General features: G+C 42.2%; 15 protein-coding genes. 8 read left to right on the top strand and 7 right to left on the bottom strand.

Going from position 1 to position 22,579, the window contains the following annotated elements:
• Positions 1–50 precede the first annotated feature (50 nt).
• Complete coding sequence (locus tag KXJ59_RS03010) at positions 51–2,387, bottom strand: S9 family peptidase (protein WP_295200986.1); 2,337 nt, start codon at positions 2,385–2,387, stop codon at positions 51–53.
• Between the two features lie 476 nt (positions 2,388–2,863).
• Here KXJ59_RS03010 and KXJ59_RS03005 point away from each other — a divergent pair, with 476 nt between their 5' ends.
• From KXJ59_RS03005 to KXJ59_RS02980, 6 genes are all read left to right on the top strand, one after another.
• Positions 2,864–3,226: a hypothetical protein gene (locus KXJ59_RS03005; RefSeq protein ID WP_295200984.1), complete on the top strand. Its 363-nt coding sequence runs from the start codon at positions 2,864–2,866 to the stop codon at positions 3,224–3,226.
• Between the two features lie 216 nt (positions 3,227–3,442).
• Positions 3,443–3,883 (top strand): VOC family protein, encoded by a 441-nt coding sequence (locus KXJ59_RS03000; protein WP_295200982.1) that lies wholly within the window; start codon positions 3,443–3,445, stop codon positions 3,881–3,883.
• Positions 3,884–3,951: 68 nt separating this feature from the next.
• Positions 3,952–4,551: a VOC family protein gene (locus KXJ59_RS02995; RefSeq protein WP_295200981.1), complete on the top strand. Its 600-nt coding sequence runs from the start codon at positions 3,952–3,954 to the stop codon at positions 4,549–4,551.
• Positions 4,552–4,974: 423 nt separating this feature from the next.
• Positions 4,975–6,327 carry an MFS transporter gene (locus tag KXJ59_RS02990; RefSeq protein WP_295200979.1) on the top strand — a complete coding sequence of 451 codons (1,353 nt, stop codon included), beginning with the start codon at positions 4,975–4,977 and terminating at the stop codon, positions 6,325–6,327.
• A gap of 239 nt (positions 6,328–6,566) precedes the next feature.
• Complete coding sequence (locus KXJ59_RS02985) at positions 6,567–7,520, top strand: carbohydrate kinase (RefSeq protein WP_295200977.1); 954 nt, start codon at positions 6,567–6,569, stop codon at positions 7,518–7,520.
• A gap of 94 nt (positions 7,521–7,614) precedes the next feature.
• On the top strand, positions 7,615–9,567 hold the full coding sequence (locus KXJ59_RS02980) for an alpha-amylase family protein (RefSeq protein ID WP_295200975.1): 1,953 nt from the start codon (positions 7,615–7,617) through the stop codon (positions 9,565–9,567).
• Positions 9,568–9,691: 124 nt separating this feature from the next.
• Here KXJ59_RS02980 and KXJ59_RS02975 read toward each other — a convergent pair whose 3' ends face one another.
• The 6 genes from KXJ59_RS02975 to KXJ59_RS02950 all read right to left on the bottom strand — a co-directional run bounded on the left by KXJ59_RS02975 (position 9,692) and on the right by KXJ59_RS02950 (position 17,623).
• Entirely contained in the window at positions 9,692–11,236 is a 1,545-nt protein-coding gene (locus tag KXJ59_RS02975) for a phosphatase PAP2 family protein (protein ID WP_295200972.1), read from the bottom strand.
• Positions 11,237–11,239: 3 nt separating this feature from the next.
• On the bottom strand, positions 11,240–12,175 hold the full coding sequence (locus KXJ59_RS02970; RefSeq protein WP_295200970.1) for a hypothetical protein: 936 nt from the start codon (positions 12,173–12,175) through the stop codon (positions 11,240–11,242).
• Positions 12,176–12,329: 154 nt separating this feature from the next.
• On the bottom strand, positions 12,330–13,412 hold the full coding sequence (locus KXJ59_RS02965) for a hypothetical protein (RefSeq protein WP_295200968.1): 1,083 nt from the start codon (positions 13,410–13,412) through the stop codon (positions 12,330–12,332).
• A 214-nt stretch (positions 13,413–13,626) separates the two neighbouring features.
• Entirely contained in the window at positions 13,627–14,952 is a 1,326-nt protein-coding gene (locus KXJ59_RS02960; RefSeq protein ID WP_295200967.1) for a vanadium-dependent haloperoxidase, read from the bottom strand.
• 62 nt (positions 14,953–15,014) lie between these two features.
• Complete coding sequence (locus KXJ59_RS02955) at positions 15,015–15,569, bottom strand: hypothetical protein (protein ID WP_295200965.1); 555 nt, start codon at positions 15,567–15,569, stop codon at positions 15,015–15,017.
• 20 nt (positions 15,570–15,589) lie between these two features.
• The gene (locus KXJ59_RS02950; protein ID WP_295200962.1) at positions 15,590–17,623 is read right to left on the bottom strand and encodes a glycoside hydrolase family 65 protein; all 2,034 of its coding nucleotides are present in this window, start codon (positions 17,621–17,623) and stop codon (positions 15,590–15,592) included.
• A 53-nt stretch (positions 17,624–17,676) separates the two neighbouring features.
• On the opposite strand from KXJ59_RS02950, the gene KXJ59_RS02945 reads away from it, so the two are divergent.
• Positions 17,677–21,225 (top strand): VCBS repeat-containing protein, encoded by a 3,549-nt coding sequence (locus KXJ59_RS02945; RefSeq protein ID WP_295200959.1) that lies wholly within the window; start codon positions 17,677–17,679, stop codon positions 21,223–21,225.
• Between the two features lie 5 nt (positions 21,226–21,230).
• Positions 21,231–22,550 (top strand): vanadium-dependent haloperoxidase, encoded by a 1,320-nt coding sequence (locus KXJ59_RS02940; RefSeq protein ID WP_295200957.1) that lies wholly within the window; start codon positions 21,231–21,233, stop codon positions 22,548–22,550.
• Positions 22,551–22,579 lie beyond the last annotated feature (29 nt).

Genomic DNA, 22,579 nt, shown 5'->3' with positions numbered 1-22,579 from the left:
TATGTTTTTAGCTTGTTTTTGCTTTACAAAGGTATAAAAATCTAACTATTTTACTGGCGTGCACCCGGTGCAGTTGCCTGCCTTAACTGATAATCCAGTGGTGGCTCCACCCCTAACAGGTGTTGCACAAAATAATCCCAGCGGCGACGCATCATATAAGGCCCGTATTGACCGAACCCATGTGCACTGTTGGGGAATAGTATGAGGTCGAAACTCTTGTTGGCTTTTTGTAATGCTTCTACCACTAACAAGGTATTGTATGGAGGCACATTATTATCCATCATACCATGTGCCAGCATTAGTTTCCCTTTCAGGTTTTTGGCAATGGTTTGGTTGGCCTGCGCTTCATAATTTGAGTTTTCAACAAGACCATTGTAACGCTCGCCCCAGTCGTCTTCATAATTTCGGTTATCATGGTTACCCGATTCGGATATACCTACCTTAAAAAAATCGGGGAAACGGAACATGGCTGCAGCAGTGGCAAAACCGCCACCTGAATGTCCCCAGATACCCACGCGGTTGGTATCAATCGGATATCGTTGTGCCAACTGACGAATGGTAGTAATCTGGTCGGGCAATGTGTTCTCACCCATATTGCCATAATTCATATCATGGTAACTCTTAGAACGATTGGGGTTACTGGTACCTTCTACCATTACCACAATAAAACCCAGCTCTGCCAATGCCTGGTGATCGCCACGGGAAGCAGTAAAACCCCAGCTACCCACACTACCACCCTGCGGACCGGGATAGATATAATCGATGACCGGATACTTTTTATTCGGTTCTATTTTGGTTGGTGTAAAAGCCAGACCATAAATATCTGTTTTACCATCATGTGCTTTCACCGTAAAGGGTATTGGTGGTTTCCAGCCGGTAGCCACTAATCTCGATACATCGGCTTTTTCCAGTGTAGTGATGAGTTTACCATTCAGGTCGCACAATTGTGTAACAGGTGGCGTATCGGGTTTTGAATAGGTATCGATGATATAATTGCCCGAAGGAGAAAAGCTGGCCTGGTGTGTACCTTCACCCGGTGTAAGCAGGGTAAGGTTCTTACCATCGAAACCAATTTTATATAATTCAGAAAAATAAGGATTGGACTGGTGACCGGTTGAGGTAAAATACAAGACACGGTTTTTCTCATCTACTTTTACCAACCTGCTCACTACCCAATTGCCTTTGGTGATCTGGTTTTTCAGTTTACCGGTGGTGGCATCGTATAAATACAGATGTCCCCAATCGTCGCGTTCAGAATACCAGATGATTTCGTTTGAGTTAGCGAGATAGCGCCAATTGATGCCACCCCTTCCCGATTCGTAATGTGTGGCTACTGTTTCTTCAAATACTTCACGAACAGCACCTGTTGCCGCATCGGCAATACGGAGTTTTGATTGCTTGTGATCGCGTGAGGTAGAAAGAAATGCGAGTTGTGATGCGTCTTCCTTCCAATCTACATCAGCCAGTGATCCACCTACGGTGATATCATCGCTGAGAGAAGATCGGTGCGGGTCGGCAGCCACCTGTAGTTTGATTACTTTAGCTGCGTCAATATCAATGATTACCCGATGCAGCATGGCCACTTCTTTATCGCCGGGTAAAGGGTATTTCCATGCACGTAAACTGGGTTTACCCACATTGGTAGTTACCAGGTACATATCGCTCACATTGCGCTGATCCTGTTTAAAGGTTGCGATCTTTTTCGAATCGGGCGACCAGCGTACAATGGCTCTTTCGCTCGATTTCCATCCTGCATTATCGGTGGCATAACCAAAATCTTTTACGCCATCTGTGGTAAGCTGTGTTTGTTTATTGGTAGCCACATCACGCAGCCATAAATTCCAGTCTTTAATATACACTGCTTTTTTGCCATCGGGTGAAATGGCTTCAATACCAGCACCGGGGCCACGGTTACCAGCGCCAGTTCTTCCCTCTGCTTCGGCAGGAGCCGGAGCTGTATCATCAGCAGTAATAGTTGCGCCCTGCAGGTTGTATTTCCATTTTTTTCCGGCTACGGTAAAAGAAACCGATTTGCCATCATCGGAAAAATGAATGGTCTGGAAAGGAAGTTTAGCTGCATCATATTTGGTACCGCTTGCGGTTGATAATGCAGCGGCCAATTTTTGATGATCAAAAGCCGGGGTGCGGGTTTTTTGAACCGGGTCTACCAGCATAAAACTGTTTTGCTTTGCTGTAACAGAGAGATACCAGAACCGATCGTTGGGTAGCCAGTTGAGGCGGACCGTTCCTGCATCAATAAAAGGCTCTGTGTTATAGCTCATGAACTTTTCTGCACGTTCATAATCTTTGGCTGTAAGCGCATTGCTTTGTGCCTGTGCAGCTACCGTGAAAGCAATAGCTACTAGCGTGTATACATATTTTCTCATGTGATTAAAATATAGTTCCTGAATATGGATTGAGTGAACTAATATAAAGCAAATAATGGAAGGGCGTTCTACTTTCGGTGAATAGCGTGTATGGAGGTTTAAAGATGAGAACACTTTCTTACTATACTTTATTTGTTTACCTCGGAGACTCATCTGTTTGCAAAGCCTTAGCAATTATAAACCATAAATTCACCGGAGAAGTAATGATGATGATGGAAGCGTATAATAGAACACGGATTTTTATGATTTTCATGATATATCATCATCATCATGAAAATCTGTGTTCCATACTCCTCCCTGCATGTATCTGCGGAGGACTCATCCATTGAAAATATTCGGGCAACCGTATATCTATTGATGTATTTTATTGAATACCGTCACTTAGTCAAGGTAATATAAGCGTATTTTTAAGAAAGGTTTTGGTGCAATATGCGCATCACAATGCCCCATTGAATCGTATTAAAAATTATACCACCATGCATTTTACAAAGTTGGTACCCAGTGTATTTTATACAGATCTTTCAGACGGCATAAAACTATTTGTTGATTGTCTGCAATTCACCATTGTACACCAGGATATACATACTGCACAACCCTATTGTGTATTGCGAAAGGATTCAATTGGCCTCATGGTTTTTCAGGATGAACAATTGGCCAAAGAACACCATCCTGAACTTCGGCTTGTAACAGATAATATTGAAGAAGTATATGCACAGATAGCTTCATCTCACCCTCACCTGCTGCATCCCAATCTGAATAAAGTTACCCGCAGACCCTGGGGTGCAAAAGAATTTGCCATTACAGATACACAACTGGGCATCCGATTTCAGGAATGGTAATTGGGTGAAACATGTACGCAGGAGGAAAACCCACAGCGCATAAACGCCTCTTTCAGACATATATACATACCATTTGGCACAATCAACCTCTTTTTTGTCGTGATTCTACCTCCTGTATGGAAAGCGTAAGCATTAGGTTTGATAGCTGAAAACAAGGTGAAATAATAGAAATATCATCCAATAAAAAGTACATTAGAACTCTTAAAACAACCAACCATGGCATCCATTAACCCTTACCTCCATTTTAATGGGAATGCAGAAGAAGCATTTACCTATTACAAATCTGTCTTTGGTGGCGAATTTGTTACACTTATCCGCTTTAAAGACATGCATTTTGAAGGCGCTCCTGATAATGAAAAAGAAGCCGACAAAATTATGCATGTGGCCCTACCCATTGGTAAACACAATGTACTCATGGGTAGCGATACCCCCCAACAATTGGGCACACACAATGAAAGAGAAACACGGAGTAAAATTTCTATTGGTGCAGAAAGCAAAGAAGAAGCCGACCAACTATTCAAGGGTCTTTCAGCAGGTGGAGAAGTTGAAATGCCCATAGCAGACAGTCCATGGGGTTCTTATTTCGGTATGTTCAGGGATAAATTCGGTATAGAATGGATGGTAGACTTTGATCCGAGACATAAAGGGCAACCATAAATACAGTTAAAACGGCCCATGTATTTTTTACTATGAGCCTTTCTCTTTTATCAGCTAAAAAACAGCACATGTATAAACTCATTTTGTTTACCGCAATGGTTATCGGCTTTGGCATTGCCTGTACCAATCCGAAACAGTCTGATAAAACCAACAACACAATACATGATACCATGACTGTACATAACACTGGTAAAAGTAAGAACCCTATTACGCAAAAAATTTCACCCTATCTGTGGGTGGAGAAAGATGCGAAGGGTGTTGCAGATTATTATTTATCCATTTTTAAAGACGGTAAGTTGAAAGATTTTCGCCGCTTCGATAGTACCGAAAGTGGCAATGCCGCGGGCATAGAAACCGCTGTTATTGAAATAGCAGGTATGGAGTTTACCATATTGGCTGCGGGGCCACTATTTAAGTTTAATGAAGCGGTTTCTTTTGTTATTAATACAAAGGATCAGGCCGAAACAGATTATTACTGGAATGCACTTACCAAAAATGGCGGCGAAGAAGGCTCTTGCGGATGGTGCAAAGATAAATATGGTCTGTCATGGCAGGTTGTACCCACTGAATACTTTGATCTGATCCATAGCAGCGATCCTGCAGTAAGGGAAAAAGCAATGAAGAACACCTTAAAGCAGAAAAAACTGATTCTATCGGAACTTAAATAAGCAGGTATCATTTTATAGTGTGTACAAAAAAATCTATCCCATTTCCCCTTCACGCCAAAGCTTTTGACGGGAAACTTTATGGCCAGCGTGTTTCTGTTTAGTTCACCTGTGTCTTTTAGTCTCAACTATGTAAGATCATGTTGTAATGATCAGTTCGAATCTGTGTAGCCTCCAGCATTGTCTCTATCTCACCTTCGCTGACAGTGAGCAACAATTCGCGGAACTAATCGAATGATTCCTCCGGCTTCCTTCATTATTCATTCTTCGACATGCTGCTGTTCTACAAAATCCGACATCAGCGATCAGACATCTTACATTTCCCCAACAAACGTTTTCGAAAAAAATATCTCTTCTTCGTTGCTAAAACGCTGAAAGAAAGCAATTATATTACAGTACATCGCTTATACACCCTAACTGCTTGCCATGTCATTAGCTAAACCCAAACTGAGTTTCTGGCAGATCATTAACATGAATGTCGGTTTCTTTGGTATACAGTACAGTTTCGGATTACAACAAACAGCTGTTAATCCACTGTACAGTTTTTTAGATGCCCGACCGGAAGATCTTCCCTTACTCAATCTTGCCGGCCCGATGACTGGTTTGCTTATTCAACCCATCATTGGTGCACTGAGCGATAAAACCTGGCACCCGCGCTGGGGCAGGCGTAAACCCTATTTTTTAATCGGTGCCATTTTCTGTAGTCTCTGTTTATTCGCCTTTCCCTTCAGCCGTGCTTTGTGGATGGCCGTTGGCTTATTATGGATTCTCGATGCCGCCAACAATACCGCCATGGAACCCTATCGTGCCTTTATTGCCGATAAACTACCGGCGAGTCAGCGTGCCATGGGTTTTTTAACACAGAGCTTTTTTACAGGATTGGGTATAACACTGGCCAATCTTTCTTTATTCTTTTTTCAGAAACTAATTACCGGTCAGTCAACCACTTCAACAGGGGAGCCCGGTATTCCTTACTGGGTGTATGGTTCCTTTTTTGTTGGGGCAGTATGTTCTATTGCTTCTGTGGCATGGTCGGTCATTAAAACACCGGAGATACCGCCTACTGATGCAGAACTGGCAGCACTGCGCGCAGAACATAAAAGTTTCTTCACCCCTTTTAAAGAAATATTCAGTTCCATTGTTCATATGCCCAAAACCTTATGGCAATTAGGTTTGGTGTACCTGTTTCAATGGTATGCCATGTTTTGTTACTGGCAGTTTATTTCGCATAGCATTGCACAATCTGTTTGGCATACCACCGCAGAAACCAACCAGCAACTCTACGAAGAAGCTGTTGGCTGGACAGGTCTCGTTAACGGTTTTTACAATATCATTACTTTTCTTTCGGCTTTCGGACTGGTATGGATGGCCAGAAAATTCGGCGCCAAACAGGTACATATTGTTTGCCTGATCCTTGCCTCTTTATCCTTGTTCCTTCTACCTCATATTGAAAACAAATACTACTTATTTGCTCCTATGATTGGCTTTGGTATTGCCTGGGCCAGTATGATGGGTGTGCCATACATTATGGTAGTAGGTAGTATTCCGAAAGAGAAATATGGTGTGTATATGGGTATCATTAACATGATGATTGTGGTACCAATGATTATTCAAACCCTTTCCTTTGGTTATATCTATAAATCCTTCCTTAACAGCAACCCCGCCAATGCCATCACATTTGCAGGAGGGCTATTGCTGATTGCTGCATTTGCAACGATGAGAATGCGTGTTGCTAAAAATGAGGAAGAAGTGGATATGCCGGTTAGTGGCGGGCATTAATAATTTGGAGATTTGGAAATTTGAAGATGAGAGATGATGTGGTATGGTAGAAGTTTATAAAATCGATGATTAAACTTAGCTTAACCAATAAATGAAACCTCCGTGAAACTCCGTGCCTGACTCTGTGCAACTCTGTGGTTAACTTTCCCGAATAAATGCCTGCTTTATTTTGGAGCTCATACTAACCACAGAGTTACACGGAGTCGAACACGGGGTGGCACGGAGTAATTCTGCCAAATATGAAAATACTATGCATTGGAGAAGCGCTTATTGATATGATCTGCACCGATAAGGGCAGCAGTCTTTCGAATGGGCAGCATTTCCTCAAGAAACCCGGAGGCGCACCAACCAATGTGGCGGCGGCCATTGCAGCATTGGGTGGACAGGTTGAGCTGGCTGCCAAAGTAGGTAATGACCCTTTTGGTAAACAACTCATTGACGTGATGCAGGAATTTGGTGTTTCTACCCGCTGGATGCTGCAAGATCCACAGGCTTTTACCACTTTCGCATTTGTTTCCTTAATGGAAGATGGAGAAAGAGATTTTGTATTCAACCGTGGCGCCGATGGCATGCTCACCCGCGATGAAACAGAAGCCATTCCACTCGATGATATTGGCATCATTCATTTTGGTTCGGCTACCGGTTTTCTGCCCGGCCCCTTACAGGCAGCTTATCAGGGTATGTTGCAAAAAGCATTGTTACAGAATAATATATTCATCAGCTTCGATCCCAATTACCGTCACCTGCTTTTTCCGAACGATACGCAGACTTTTATTGATCAGTCGTGGAATTTTTTACAGTCCTGCCATTTCTTCAAACTGAGTGATGAGGAAGCCATGCTCATCACCGGCACCTATGCGGTGGCCGATGCAGCGGCCGTTTTACTGGAGAAAACAAATGCAGTTTTTACCATCACCCTCGGCAAGGAAGGAACCTTATTGGGTTATAAAGGCAACACTTATACCATTGCCAGTATTGCTGTTAAACCTGTTGACACCACCGGTGCAGGCGATGCTTTTGTAGGAGCCGTATTATACCAGTTACACAACAAAACATTAAACGATATCATACAATTATCATTACCCGACTGGAAGCAGGTTATTCATAATGCCAACAAAGCCGGTGCCAGAACCTGTGAGTACTTAGGTGCGATGGAAGCGTTTAAGCACTTGAGCAGCGCGATCTTCGATTGAGCTGCCTGCTACTAGCTGCTAGCTGCTAGTAAGATGTTTTACGAGAACTAAAATGAATATGCTAGTAGCTAGCAGCTAGCAGCCAGAAGCTAAAATGTACAATTTCACCCTCCACCAACGAATTACCCGCATCTGCCAACAACAGGGGCTGCTGCTTAGTGGCGATGATCTTGGGTTTTATACCAGACTATCTGCTAATGCAACGGCTATTGAGAGTTTGTATAGATCCTTATACAGCAATCACCTTATGGCTGATGCTCTGTTTGAACAATTGCTGATTACGCTTATACGCGGTCATCAACAAAGAAATAAGGAATTGCGTGCACGCGATATTACCAAAGCCAACAAAGGGCAATGGTTTCTCAGCAATGAAATATGCGGTATGAGTTTATATGTAGATCGCTTCTGTGGTACACTAAAAGATTTGCCTGCACGTTTGCCTTATCTCGAATCGCTGGGCGTTAATTTCCTGCATGTGATGCCCATTTTTGAAAGTCCGGCAGGTGAGAGCGATGGCGGTTATGCGGTTTCCGATTTCAGAAAAGTAGACAGTCGCTTTGGTACCATTGATGACTTACGTGCTGTACAAAAAAACATGCAGGAAAAAGATATGTACCTCATGCTCGATATTGTACTCAACCACACTTCGCATCATCACGAATGGGCGGTTAAGGCAAAGAATGGCGATCCTGTATACCAGGAATATTTTTACATGTACGACGACAGAAGCATTCCCGATCAGTTAGATGCGACCATGCCCGAAATATTTCCAGAGACTGCACCCGGTAGTTTTACCTGGAATAAAGAGTCACGCAAATGGGTAATGACGGTATTTCATAATTATCAGTGGGATCTTAATTATACCAACCCTTCTGTACTGGTGGATATGCTGGACAATATCTTATTCTATGCTAATCTCGGTGTTGATATTCTTCGCATAGATGCCCCTGCTTTTATATGGAAACAATTAGGCACTACCTGCCAGAATTTACCAGAAGCACATACCATTCTGCGCCTCATACGTCAATGTGTGGAAGTAGCCACGCCGGGAATGGCCTTACTGGGCGAAGCAATCGTTGCTCCAAAAGAAATCATGAAATATTTCGGCACCGATTTATATACGGCCAAAGAATGTGATGTAGCCTATAATGCTACACAGATGGCCCTGCAATGGGATGCATTGGCTACCGGCGACACCCGCATTATGCTGGCAGCTCAACATAATCTTTTACAAAAACCTTTTGGCTGTACCTGGATCAGTTATACCCGCTGTCATGATGATATTGGTTTGGGTTATGATGACAGCATGATTGCCGCGGCAGGATTTAATGCTTATGAACACCGGAAATTTTTGAAAGAATATTATTCAGGTGTACATCCTTCCTCCTCTGCAACGGGTGCTTTGTTTTCAGTGAATCCTAAAACACAGGATGCACGTATCAGTGGTTCTCTGGCTTCTTTATGCGGATTAGAAAAAGCAATTGCGTCGGGTAATGAAAAAAGCATAGAAACAGCAGCAAAGAAAATATTACTCATGCAGGCGCAGAGTATTTTTATTGGTGGCATTCCCATGTTATTCTATGGCGATGAAGCGGCTTATACCAATGATTATAGCTATCTCACAGAAGAAGGTAAAACCTATGATAACCGCTGGATGCACCGGCCTGTAATTGACTGGAAAAAAAATGAAAAAACAAAAGAACAAGGCACCATTGAACACCTGATTTTCAGTGGCACACAAAAGTTATTGAAACTTCGCAAACAATTACCGGTTACAGGCGACTATAAAAATATTCATTGGATTACGCCGCATAATATACATGTAGCAGGTTTTATCAGATCAATGGATCAGGATCACCTGTATTGCTTATTCAACTACAGCGATAAAGCGGCTTATCTTACCTGGTATGCGTTTAAGGAACAAGGTTTTGGAGTGACTAACTTATACGATCACTGGAATGACCAGCGACTGAGTGTAGGTGCAGATTACGAATACCTCATTATAGAACCTTATTCTTTTTGTTTACTGGAAGCTATTAGCTATTAGCTGTTAGCTGTTAGGGGTTAGACATTGGTAGGTAGAAGGTAAATTTGGAGGAGTAAGAAAAAATTGAATATCCTCTTACTCCTCCAAATCGCTAGTAGCTAATGGCTAAGAGCTAATAGCTCCTCTAATCTGCTCCGTCGGTTTTAGCTCTGGTAACGGCATAGGCACCAACCTTATTACCTGTTTCCAGTCCCTTTTCACAATCACTTCTGTAATGTATGCCCCCATACATACGCGATATAGATGCTTCTCGGGCCATGGCATCATAAGCCTGTGCCCTTGATGGTACAATATGACTTAATATAGTTGCCGCGGCAGCACTGAAAGTGGAGTGTCCGGAAATATAGGACGGGAAATTAGGTAAGCCTGTAATAGTTTTAATAGCTGGATTCAATTGCGATGGACGTGGATTGAAATAAAAGAATTTGGTATCCCAGCATACAATTGCTGCATCCATCATCGACATATTCAATAATGCCATATTTCTTGCCCAACGTACTTCACTGAATTTCTGATTGATAAAGTCTGCATCTGCAATGGCACCCCAGTGACCCGGAGGTGTAGCGGTAGCAATACCATCAGCCCATAAATGTGTAATACGAATTCGTTCTGCGTTGGTATTGTTTACCAGATCGTAGATTTCTGCTGTTTCCTTTTTCATCTGTTCGCTCGATGTAGATGGGGGTGCTGCCGGACGAAGTGTTGGCGTAACTGTTTCATCAAACAGGAATGGTCTTACACGACCAAAGAGTGGCAACATGGGTGGACGTTTAGGCGTTTCCTTACTGATCCATGGTATTTCACCACGGGCAATGGTTTGTGTTTCGAGCAATGCCCAGTCTGTAGCATTTCCGGCTGCAGCGCCTGCCCTGTCGGCTCTTCCTCTGGTGATGAATTTCTGTGCCACTAACCTGCCCAATGCTTCTCCTGCTTCTATATCGCTTCTGGTAGCAGTACCGGCCATGAGTTTTGACATCATCTGCTCTTCTGCTTTTTTCTGTATAAATGCAATCTCACCAGGGAAAAACAGTTTCATCATCTCCGCTGTTACACCTGCCAGTACTGCATCTTCTGATGGATAGGATGGCAGATCAGACTGTGGTAACCTGGGTTTGATATTCGCATCTGTTTTATACGGTGCCGGTCTGTTGTACAGTTTTTTGTAATGCCATGCAGCCACCAATGCATCATATTGTGCCGCACTGATATAGGCATAGGCCCTTGCTGCATAGGGTGGATTGGCAAATGGAAATAAAGGATAAGCAAATGGATTATTGGCACTGGGGAATGGATATGTACCATCAGGATTCTGATAGGGTGGCAGGTTATATTTTGCCACGAGTTCACGCATCAGTTCATTCCATCTCAGTACACCACCGGCTCCCCAATATTTAATAGCGGCTTCCTGTTCAGCAGTAAGATCGCGCTGGTATCCTTTTACTTCATTTAATTCTGCGATATAACCAACAGAACTAACGGCTGCCGGTGCTGCCACCGGAAATTCCGTTGGACCGGTTAATAAAATAGGTTTCCAGATACCTGCATCAATATCTGTTTTTGTTGGCGCCAGCATCGGCGCATCATCAGTTGTATTGGGAACATTTTTGGAGCATGACATCTGCACCAATATTGTTGTTGCCAATAAGCATATGGTAAGTAGTTTTTTCATGGCTTATTTTTTATCGGTGGTGGATGTTTTTTCCTTTTTCTTTTTGGGTGAAAAGTCAATGATATAAAAAGCACCTCCACCAATAGTTGATGCCTGTCCCATATTTCTTCCGCTAAGTGTAATATTGCCATTTGCTATCAGCGATAATCCATCCACTCCTTTCAGGTTATACTTGAGATTAATACCCAGCATACTTGCATTCATTCTGTTGCTTACAAAAGGCATATTGTTGCGGGTAATATCAAAACCGCCGAGTGTGGTCCATTTGTTCCATACGGCTTCTGCAATCATTCTGCCGGTACGGTAACCTGCCCTTACATTAATAGATGATGCATCGGGCATGGCCACTTCATTTGTATTGTGTAATTGGGTTGTGTAGTACGACTCTCTGTCGAGTGTTACTTTATCACGTATTACATAAGTAGCAGAAGCAGTAGTAAACCAACTGCCATACTGGTAATCGACCATTCCTCTTAATGAAATGGTTTTACTTCTCAGTCCGATAGACATGGGTAAGAAATCGGGTGTATAATCTGATACGGGCAGAGAAACACCACCAATGGTATAAAATGAAAGCGTACTCTTGCCAAATTCTTTTTCGTAAGGCATCCATTTTACCCAGAGTGATAAATCCTGTAAACCACTCATACCGCTGAGTGTACCGGCAGTTGCTTTGGTTTTAATATAGGGCAATCCAAATAATACATTCAGTTTATCAGAAACACCATAGTTACCCATGTATGCGAGCATGCTGGTTGATACGGTACCAAGATTGAGGTTGTTTCTTTTTAAAGTTCCTTCCCAATATTGATCCCAACTGCTATAGTTGTACATAATACCGGAGCAGTAGTTATTTTTCGCCATCATTATACCATCAATCTCTGTTTGTGCTTTTGATGGTGAATGTGCTAAAACGATTATCATAAACAGGCCTGCCATCTGGCATAGCTTTGTTTTTATTTTTTGCATCATGTTTCGTTTAGTCAATAAATTAATTTGAGAGGGGTTAGGGATTAGCTATTAGCTATTAGCCATTAGGGATTAGGAAGAAATAATAAAATCTCTGCTAATACCTAATAGCTAATCCCTCCTCCTAAAATCTTACACTTATTCCCACATTCACTGCCAGATCGGCAAATGCTGCATCGCCCTGTGCGCGAACACCGGTGATTCTTGTTCTTTCAAGATCAGCATAGCTCTGTATACGGCTGCGCTGAACAGCAAAGGGTACATAAGCGTAGAGGTTCATTTTCTTTAATGAATAGGTTACACCCGGCTCGATGGATGCTACAAAACCCGGACGTCTGAAACCATAACTACCTCCTACCAGGTCTTTCGCTGTTACTCTTTCATTTCTGTAACCGGCAGAAAATGTTAAACGATTGAAAGTAAAGTTGGCCCCAAAACGAATCATATACTGATCGGGCACACTCATTACATCACTGCCATACTGAATGGCCGTAGCAGAAGGTGTTCCACCTCTTGCAGTTGATACACCATTGTGTTCACGCGGATTCATCAGGTAAAAGAAATTACCGTATAAGCTTACCCTTCTTGAAATTATATGGTTAGCATTCAGCTCCATGGTAAAACCTGTTCCACCATCGCCGAGTTGAATAGACTGGTCTACCGGACCTAATACTTTTGCACCGGCACTGGTATAAAAATGATCCTGTACCCTGAAATCGCCTGTAGGTAATTTAATACCAAGGCCTGCCTGCAAACTGAATTTTCTTGCTTTGGCAGGATCGGTTAACCAGTGGTAGGCAGTAATACGAGCATCACCCAATCCGAAAGAACTGGTAAGGTGACGTGCTGCTCCTCCGTGCTCATATAAGGATGTGCGTGTATTGGATATAACAGGTATGCCAAATGTTATTGACCAGCGTCTGTTAAGTATGCGAGTTAAACTCAGGTCTACTGTAACATTGTGATTAATTACTTCTGTTTTATTCTGCATTCTGTGCTTTTGCTCATCTGTTCCAACAAAATGGCGAAAGGAGTTGAAATAGCGGGTATTGGCATTAAAACTCCATTTGCTTTGAACAGAGTCTGCACCAAAAAGATTATCAATAGTACACATGCCACCCACACTTCTGATGGCCACACAACCCTGTGCATTTGATTTTGTTTGAATAAGAAAAACAACTGTCAGTAAAAATATGATTGGTCTCATGTTAGATTAGGTTTGATTTGCCATTGTTGATCACTGATCATCAATAGCCGGGTTTCTTTAGCAATTATTAGTTGATTGTTACCTACAACAAATCAGCATCATTGGTCTCGCCAATATGGTGATTATTCGATTGATTGTCTGGTCAACACTGGTTCGTTTGTTGACTGTATCATTTCAATTTTCAATGGTGGTCAGCGACCAACATTGGCATCGATTATTTTTTCATCTTCAAACGGTCAACTACCATTCGTCCAACGCGTTGACCATAATCGGTGCTGATGATACATGAATTGTGGAAATGGATACCACCATAAAACCTGGCCCAGTTATTTTCTTCAGCAGCGGCCCTGAACGAGCTAAAGCTTCTGTTGGGTATACCGAATTCCAGTTCAGTAGAATCGGTATAAGAAAAATTATCACCGAATACGCTGGTTAGCGCCTCGGCAGCGGCAGATGAAATGGTTGAGTGTCCGCAGGTATATTCAGGAAAAGCAGGTGTTTGCAGATAGGGTCTCCAGTTTGGATCGATGTATTCATTGATGACTGTTTCCGGTCTGGCGGTATTGTATTTGTATTTCACATACCAAGACTGTATAAATGCATCAAATAAGGCTATAGATGTTTTGGCAACGGCATATACATGTGTGGCGAAATCGGCTTTTGCTTTTTGTCCGGCAATACCCACAATACTCATCCAGTGACCCGGAGGAGAGAATTTTTTGCTGCCATACATTACATGTCCTGTTACATTCATCTTAAACGGGTTGTCATCCCAGAATTCTGCAATATGTTTCTGCTCAGGTGTTAAGCTGTCAACGGCATTTTTAATGGCCATTACTTCCCGATAATACTTGCTTTTTTTATCTGTAATATTAAAGACAGGTGGAGGTGGTGGATCAAAAACGCCTGCACTATCAATTACAAGTGGTCTTATCTCATGCCAGTGTGGTTCTGCAGCCGGGGCATACATAGGTGGTGTTGGCACCCAGCGACCCGGTATATTTTTCACCGCATATTTTTCGGCACCTCTTGTCTGCAGGTAATTATCCTTCTTGCTCCAACGGATGATGTGCATGCTGATACTGTCTGCCAGCATACGCGATGCTTTTTCTACTTTGCTGCTCAGGCCTTTATCTCTGGCAACCTGTAAAATACTATCCTCATAATCCTTCATACTGCCTTCCGGAAAAGTTACCGTCTCTCCCACTTTCATATAAGCAAGCAGGGTAGCCAGTTCAATATCCATATCGGCTGTAATAGTTGGTACAAGCGGTTTCTGTAACCCCTTCAATTGTCCGCCCAGCGATTCGTACTCATTGGGATAAGCAGCGGCTACCACTTCATAAGCAGCAACAGCAGCATATACATAATTACGCGATGCTACCATGGGAGGAAAATTATTCCCCATCACTACCGTATTCAGTTCATATACGGTATTGCTAAACAAAGCTGGATCGTGTAAAAATGTTTTATACTCGGTAGATGGTTTACATGCCTGTGCACATAAAACAATTACGAGCCCCAATAAGAGCTTTCTCATAAAACCAGGTTATTTCAATAAATTCAGATAAAAAGAAAAGAATAATGCTTAATGAACCAGCATTAAGCTTGTGGAGGTCGCTCTAAACGATTTATATAATCAGACAGATAAGCGGTTTCCTGATTCAAATAATGAACCTGTCTGGGTGCTGCATTCCTAAACTGCCAGGAAAAAGAATGATCCCCGGTAAAGTCCAGAACAGAGAATTTAAGAACCGTATGCTGATTGGAAGATTTTTGTGTGGATGAACTTGCATTATAGTCTCCCGCTAACCGGAAGAAATCATCCCGGGCATTCCGGATACCGATTTTTTCCATATTGGGCACACACCATAATTCAAGTGAGTCTTTGTAGAAACGTCTTTTTACAAAATGATAAGTCACGCCATTAATATCAACCTCGCCCGTTGCATTTTCGTATTGTGGCGAATTGGCACCATAAGGTGTACTGGCCGGAACTTTGAGGTGAAGCAACATGGCTTCATCATAAATATCATTGTACAGATTAGCCTGAAATGCGTTGTCGGAAGCCGTTTCCATATAACCCAACAACATCCTGTAGCCACCAAGGCTAAAGAGTAGTAAACTGAGAGATACTATCGTGGCAAGTCGTTTCAAGCAGTTAAAAATAATAGTTTTTATTGAACAATCAAGGTTTTTTTGTCGGGTCCAATACCTGTAAGTGTTAGTTTTTTCCAGTGTTTGGGAAGTACCGATTTAATCTGTGTAATTCCTTTTGAGGTAATGTCAATACCCCCAAAACCCATCAGCACACTTTGTAAAATACCGCCAGCCCCTGTAGCAAAATAAGGATTGGTTCCGCCCTTGGTTTCTGCAATCACCCTGAACGGCGGGTTGAGGTTGGGTTCATAAGAGTCTTTAAAAAATTTAAGGGCCTTGTCTGCGTTACCCAACCTCGCATAGAGTAGGGTAAATATGGCCTGTGTCATGGCAGGTGTACCCTCATTGGGTACACGTGTTTCATAATACTCGAGGTCTTTCAGCACCTGTTTCGGATCGCTTACTTCTTTTAATGGATAAGCAAGCAGGTTTACATCGCCCTGTTTAATACCTTCTCCTTTATAAGTGGCATGCTCCTGTGTAACCCCGTTTTCCATTTTTAAAATGGGAATATTTTTTGCCACCTGTAACCAATCGGCATCTGCTTTTGCTCCGATCAGTACAGCGGCTTCGGTAGCATAATTCAATACTGCTTTGGCCGCAGCATTGGTCCATGCATTGTTGTCTACATTCTCGGCCCACTCATCGGCAGCTACTACATTTTTTATATCATACTTACCCGGGCCATTTCTTTCTACCCTGCTGGCCCAGAAATCGGCTGTTTCTTTCAAGATGGGCCAGCCTCTTTCTTTGAGCCATTCTTTATCCTGTGTTACGCAATAATAGTTCCATGCTGCAATACCCACACAGGCTGTAATATGATGTTCAAACGGTCCACTCAATGCCCATACCGGTGTTTCTTCTACACCTGTGGCGGCACTTTCCCAGGGGAACATGGCTCCTTTATAACCATGACTGAATGCATTTTTCTTTGCAGCAGCCAATCGGTTGTACCGGTATTCTACCATACTTTTTGCCATGTCTGGTTGTAACACCAGCAATGCAGGATACATCCACAATTCTGTGTCCCAGAATACATGGCCATTGTAACCGAGTCCGCTCAAACCCATGGGCGACGGGCTATAATCTGTTCCTTCTCTCACAAAAGAATAGAGATGATACATCATACTGTGAACATCCTGTTGTGCCTGTGCATCGCCTTCAATCTGAATATCGCTTTTCCATAATTCGCTCCAGGCCTTGCTGTGAAAGGATAATAAACGTTCTCTTCCCTCGAGCTTTGCAAAAATGGTCATACGTTCAGCTTCATTCAACGGATCATCATGATGCGCACTGGTGATGGAGGAACCTGCAACAGAGAAACGGTATGTAGTTCCTGCTTTTACTGTTTTATTGAATTTCATGAGGTGCATATTATTATCCCACATCTCATGAATTACACGTGGCTCTTCACCATGGTGTTCGGAGAAAAGAAAGGTATTGGATGCACACATCAATAATTTTCCGGTTGGACTTTTTGCAGATGAAGTAAGCAGGCTGATGGTTACATGCGGACGATCAATTTCATTGTAATAATTCTGTACATCTTTCAATGCATCCGGTGCTTCCATTACACTGGCTGAATTAACCAGTATATCTTTTTTAGCTGTTACAGCCACATCCATTAATACCGTAAAGGGAAGATGACGGAGTGAATAGTAAGTATATGTTACAGTGGCTTTATCACCATAATCAAAAGAGCAGGTGAATGATGCTTTCTGCATATCCAGTTCCTGTTTCATATTGCGCACATCAGCTGCACCAATATTTCTGCCATCGATACCCAATTGCATATTGAGCAGGTTAAAACTCCGGAGGAAATTACTCACTCTTCCACGGCCATATTGGTCATACGCTCCTGCTAAAACCACTTCCTTTACTTTAAACGGTTCAGGTGAAGAAACAATACCAATCATTCCATTGGCAACTGTTACTCCATAGTAATTGGCGGGGTTCACTGAGGGTACTGTGAGCTTCCATGGATCCTGCGATTTGGCAAGTCCGATACCCATAAAAAAGAATAGCTGGCAAATCAGGCGCAATCGTTTCATAATGCTTATTTTGCAAGTACTTGAGTTAGCTCAAATTTATTCTAAAACCCTGTATGAAGCACATTTTTCTTGCCGCAATCGTTTGCATGATGGCCATGTCATGCAAACAACAGACTACTCTATTCGAGGAAATAAATCCTGAAAAATCCGGGCTGCAATTCAACAACCTTATTACCGAAACAGAAGAACTGAATGTATTGAATTACGAATACATTTATAATGGTGGTGGTGTGGGCATTGGCGACTTCAATAACGACAGCTTACCAGATATTTATTTTACCGGTAACAGAACTTCCAACAAACTCTTTCTGAACAGAGGCAATCTCAAATTCGAAGATATTACTGAACAGGCTTCTGTTGGCGGTAACGGCAAATGGAGCAAAGGTGCGAGTATCATCGACATTAACAATGATGGTCTGATGGACATTTATGTTTGTGCGGCTGTTTTATCTGACAGCAATGCAAAAAAAAATCTTTTATACATTAACCAGGGTGCGAACCGTACAACAGGTATTCCTGTATTCAAAGAAATGGCAGAGGAATATGGTCTTGCTGATGCATCCAATACGCATATGGCCGCTTTCTTTGATTATGATAATGATGGTGATCTTGATGTTTATCTTTTAATAAACGACCTGGATGGCACTTATCCGAACGAATTTCGCCCCATCAGAAAAAATGGCAGCTGGCCCAATACTGATAAGCTCTTTGAAAATAATTACGATTCAAGTCTTCATCACCCGGTGTATAAAGATGTATCTGCCAAAGCTGGTATTTTAATTGAAGGTCATGGTCTGGGTGTAAGTATTGCAGATATTAATCAGGACGGATGGAAAGATATTTATGTAAGTAATGATTACCTGTCGAATAATATACTCTATATCAACAACCGCAACGGAACTTTCAGCGACCAGTGCGCTGCTTACCTGAAACATACCAGTAAAAATGCGATGGGTAATGATATTGCAGATATCAATAACGACGGTCTGGCCGATATTATTGAAACAGATATGATGCCTGCAGATAATTACAGGCAGAAGATGATGCATTCCGATATCAGTTACCAGACTTTTCAGAACAGTGACCGTTTCGGTTATATTTATCAATACCCGAGAAATACCTTACAACTCAATCAGGGTTTGTTACCTGCAGGGTATGATACGGTTGCAAGACCTGCGTTTAGTGAGATCGCTTATTTCAGTGGAGTGGCACATACCGACTGGAGCTGGGCCCCTCTTTTATTTGATGTAAACAATGATGGCTGGAGAGATTTGTTTGTAACAAACGGTTTACCCAAAGACATGTCTGATAAAGACTTTATGGCTTACCGTAGAAATGCAGTAGCCAACGCACCGCTGGAACAAGTATTGAATCAGTTACCCGTAGTAAAAATCAGTAACTATGTGTACCAGAACAATGGCGATCTGCGTTTTATTGACCGCACAAAAGAATGGGGTATTGATTTTCCGACTTTTTCTGCAGGCATGGCTTATGCTGATCTTGACAGAGATGGTGATCTTGATATTGTGATCAACAATACCAATATGCCGGCTACTTTACTCAAAAACAAACAACAGGAACAAAAAGAAGCCCCTCATTATATACGCATTGGATTGCAGGGTACCGATAATAATAAATCGGGTATTGGCACATGGGTACATGTATTTACCAAAGACGCCCATCAGGTACTGGAGTATTCTCCATACAGGGGTTATCTCTCTACCGTTGAGCAAACGATTCATTTTGGTGTGGGGAAACAAAGCACCATTGATTCGGTTAAAGTGATATGGCCTGACGGGAAAATGGAGACCAGAAAAAACATCAGCAGCAATCAAACCATTCTCTTCTCTGCTCTTCAGGCAACTTCAGTTACAGCAGCTTCTGTTATACCTGATTCTTCACTGTTTAGTGATATTACTTCAAAAGCAGGTATTAACTATGGTTTTTCAGAAGTTGATTTTATTGATTTCGATATTCAACGTTTACTGTTACATAAGCTCACACAATACGGTCCTTCATTAGCCGCAGGTGATGTAAATGGCGATGGGTTAGACGATTTGGTTACCGGTGGTGGTTCTCCTTTTCATGCTTCTGTTTTTATGCAAACAAGAGATGGGCGGTTCAACAGAAAATACTTACCGGGTCATACCAGTCCGCAATTACAGGACGATGCGGGTATCAGTTTATTGGATGCTGATTCTGATGGTGATCTTGATTTATTTATCGTTTCTGGTGGTGCAGAAAACCAACCTCAGACAAAAGCTTATACCGATCATTTTTATATCAACGATGGCAAAGGAAATTTCTCTGAAATAACCGCCGATTTTACAAATAACCGTTCTACCAAAAGCTGTGTCATTGCTTCCGATTATGACCAGGATGGTGACCTTGATCTATTCATTGGCGGACGGGTAATACCAGGCAGTTATCCGATGCCTGCCAGCAGTTTTATTTACAGAAATGATTCACAAAAAGACAAAATTGCTTTTACAGATGTTACCAGACAGTTAGCCCCTGATTTACAAAATATTGGAATGATTACTGCTGCTGTGTGGTCTGATGCGGATGCGGATGGTAAAACCGATCTCTTGCTTACTACCGACTGGGGCAGTATTCAGTTATTAAAAAATACGGGTAAGGCTTTTACGAAAACAAAAACAGCCTTAGATTCATTCAAAGGCTGGTGGAACAGCATTATTGCTGCTGATATGGATAATGATGGCGACATGGATTATGTAGCGGGTAATTACGGTATCAACGGTTTTTTACAGGCATCGGATCAATATCCGCTTACCGCTTATGCAAAAGATTTCGACAACAATTCCAGCTTTGATGCATTGTTCAGTCATTGGTTGCCTGCTACTATTTATGGTGAGAAAAAAGAATTTCCGATAGCCGGGCGAGACCTCTTGCTGAGAGAAATGAGTATTATGAAAGAACGTTTCCCCAACTATGCAGCTTATGCCAAAACAGATATGAGCCTGTTGTTGACTCCCGATGTTTTAAAAGATGCCTATACAACAACTGCTACTTATTTGCAAAGTTGCTGGATTGAAAATAAAGGCCAGCTGAATTTTGAAATACATCCATTACCTGCTGCTGCACAACTTGGCCCTGTGTATGGTATAACAGCCCGCGATATTGATGGCGATGGCTGGACTGACCTCGTATTAACCGGTAATGAATTTTCGATGGCTGCTTACCTCGGCAGACAGGATGCATTAAATGGGTTGGTTTTATTGAATAAAGGTAAACAGGGGTTCAGCTCCTTATCCATTGCTGAATCGGGTTTCTATACCCCGGCCAACGGAAGGGCATTGGTTGAGCTGATGGTACAGAATCAACCTGCTGTTGCAGCAGGACAAAACAGGGATATGCTCAAACTGTTTCGTTCGAATAATAAGAACCAGTCTGTTATCAGGTTAGCGCCAAATGAAACACATGCAATAGTTTATCTGAAAGATGGCAGCAAGAGAAAAGAAGAGTATCCATTCGGACAGGGATTTCTTTCACAATCTTCAAGATTTATTTCGCTCAATACCTTTATTGTATCGGCAGATATTTTTGCCGGAAATAAAAAGAGCAGGACCCTTAAACCATGAGCTGTATGAAAGAATATAAGAAATGGTTGTTGATTGTATGCACTGGTTTATATGTCATCGTCAACGGTTGCAAAACAGAAAATAAAAGCAGCAGTTTTAGCGCAGCAGATTTACAGCATCACTGTCTACAGCAGTTAACAGATGTAATTGTATATGATATTGTTAATCCTCCGGTTGCCAGTAGAATGTATACCTACAGCAATATTGCTTATTACGAAGCATTACGGCCCATAGATAAAAAGTTCGGCAGTTTACTCCCTTTGCTCAAAGGTTTTAAAGCGCTTGAGCTACCAGACAGTACCACCAAATACGATTTCAGGTTGTCGGCAGTGGTGGCTTTTATGAAAGTGGCAGAAGCATTGGTTTTTTCAAAAGACAGTATCAGGAAAAGCAGGGAAATATTACTCAAGGATTTTGCGATGGATGAAGATATGAGAATATCCTCTGTTAACTGGGGTGAGAAAGTAGCGGCTGTTATTTTAGAAAGGGTTTCAAAAGATGGTTATAAATTAACCCGTGGTATGCCGAAATTCAGCGTGCTGAAAGAAACCGGTATCTGGCAACAAACACCTCCCGATTACGAGGAAGCGGTTGAACCCAACTGGAGATATATTCAACCCCTGTTAATGGATTCTGCTGCTCAATTTAAACCGGTGAGACCACCTGCATTCAGCATAAACCCATCCAGCCAATATTATAAAGAAGTGGTGGAAGTTTATGAAATGAGTAAGTCGCTGACCGAAGAACAAAAACTGATTGCCCGTTTCTGGGATGACAATCCCTTTGTTTCTGAACACAAGGGACATCTTACCTATGCCAATAAAAAGACAACCCCTGTGGGTCACTGGATGGGCATTACGGCCATCCTCAGCAAACAGTCGAAGAAGTCGGAGATGGAAATTGCCCAGGCTTATGCGCTGGCTTCGGCAGCAATTTTTGATGGTTTTATTTCTACCTGGGAAGAAAAATATAGCAGTAAAACCATCAGGCCCGTAACTGTAATCAGAGAATACCTTTCCTCAGAATGGAACCCGTTATTACAAACACCTCCTTTTCCGGAGTACAGCAGTGGTCATAGTGTGATCTCAGCCGCGGCTGCAACTGTATTATCAAAAGTATTTGGAAACACTACGGCTTTTCATGATACCACCGAATTGAAGTACCTCGGCCTGGAAAGAAGTTTTTCTTCTCTGGCTGCGGCTTCCGATGAAGTGAGTATGAGTCGTATGTATGGTGGCATTCACTATCGTTCAGCCGTTATTAACGGACAAAAGCAGGGTCAGCAAATCGGCAACTACTATAATCAAATATTTTTGAACCACTAAAGCCGCTAAACGGTAAATTTGAACATTAA

The sequence above is a fragment of the Sediminibacterium sp. genome, from assembly GCF_019264485.1.
GTDB lineage: Bacteria > Bacteroidota > Bacteroidia > Chitinophagales > Chitinophagaceae > Sediminibacterium.
Note: the sequence above shows the minus strand (reverse complement) of the source record. Positions and strands in the feature narration are given on the sequence as shown.

Excerpts from the sequence above, each read along its gene's own strand:
- KXJ59_RS02970 (WP_295200970.1), bottom strand. The coding sequence starts at position 12,175 with ATGGCAGGCCTGTTTATGATAATCGTTTTAGCACATTCACCATCAAAA.
- KXJ59_RS03005 (WP_295200984.1), top strand. The coding sequence starts at position 2,864 with ATGCATTTTACAAAGTTGGTACCCAGTGTATTTTATACAGATCTTTCA.
- KXJ59_RS02995 (WP_295200981.1), top strand. The coding sequence starts at position 3,952 with ATGTATAAACTCATTTTGTTTACCGCAATGGTTATCGGCTTTGGCATT.
- KXJ59_RS02990 (WP_295200979.1), top strand. The coding sequence starts at position 4,975 with ATGTCATTAGCTAAACCCAAACTGAGTTTCTGGCAGATCATTAACATG.
- KXJ59_RS02950 (WP_295200962.1), bottom strand. The coding sequence starts at position 17,623 with ATGAAACGATTGCGCCTGATTTGCCAGCTATTCTTTTTTATGGGTATC.
- KXJ59_RS02960 (WP_295200967.1), bottom strand. The coding sequence starts at position 14,952 with ATGAGAAAGCTCTTATTGGGGCTCGTAATTGTTTTATGTGCACAGGCA.
- KXJ59_RS02965 (WP_295200968.1), bottom strand. The coding sequence starts at position 13,412 with ATGAGACCAATCATATTTTTACTGACAGTTGTTTTTCTTATTCAAACA.
- KXJ59_RS03000 (WP_295200982.1), top strand. The coding sequence starts at position 3,443 with ATGGCATCCATTAACCCTTACCTCCATTTTAATGGGAATGCAGAAGAA.
- KXJ59_RS02940 (WP_295200957.1), top strand. The coding sequence starts at position 21,231 with ATGAAAGAATATAAGAAATGGTTGTTGATTGTATGCACTGGTTTATAT.
- KXJ59_RS02980 (WP_295200975.1), top strand. The coding sequence starts at position 7,615 with ATGTACAATTTCACCCTCCACCAACGAATTACCCGCATCTGCCAACAA.
- KXJ59_RS02985 (WP_295200977.1), top strand. The coding sequence starts at position 6,567 with ATGAAAATACTATGCATTGGAGAAGCGCTTATTGATATGATCTGCACC.
- KXJ59_RS02945 (WP_295200959.1), top strand. The coding sequence starts at position 17,677 with ATGAAGCACATTTTTCTTGCCGCAATCGTTTGCATGATGGCCATGTCA.
- KXJ59_RS02975 (WP_295200972.1), bottom strand. The coding sequence starts at position 11,236 with ATGAAAAAACTACTTACCATATGCTTATTGGCAACAACAATATTGGTG.
- KXJ59_RS03010 (WP_295200986.1), bottom strand. The coding sequence starts at position 2,387 with ATGAGAAAATATGTATACACGCTAGTAGCTATTGCTTTCACGGTAGCT.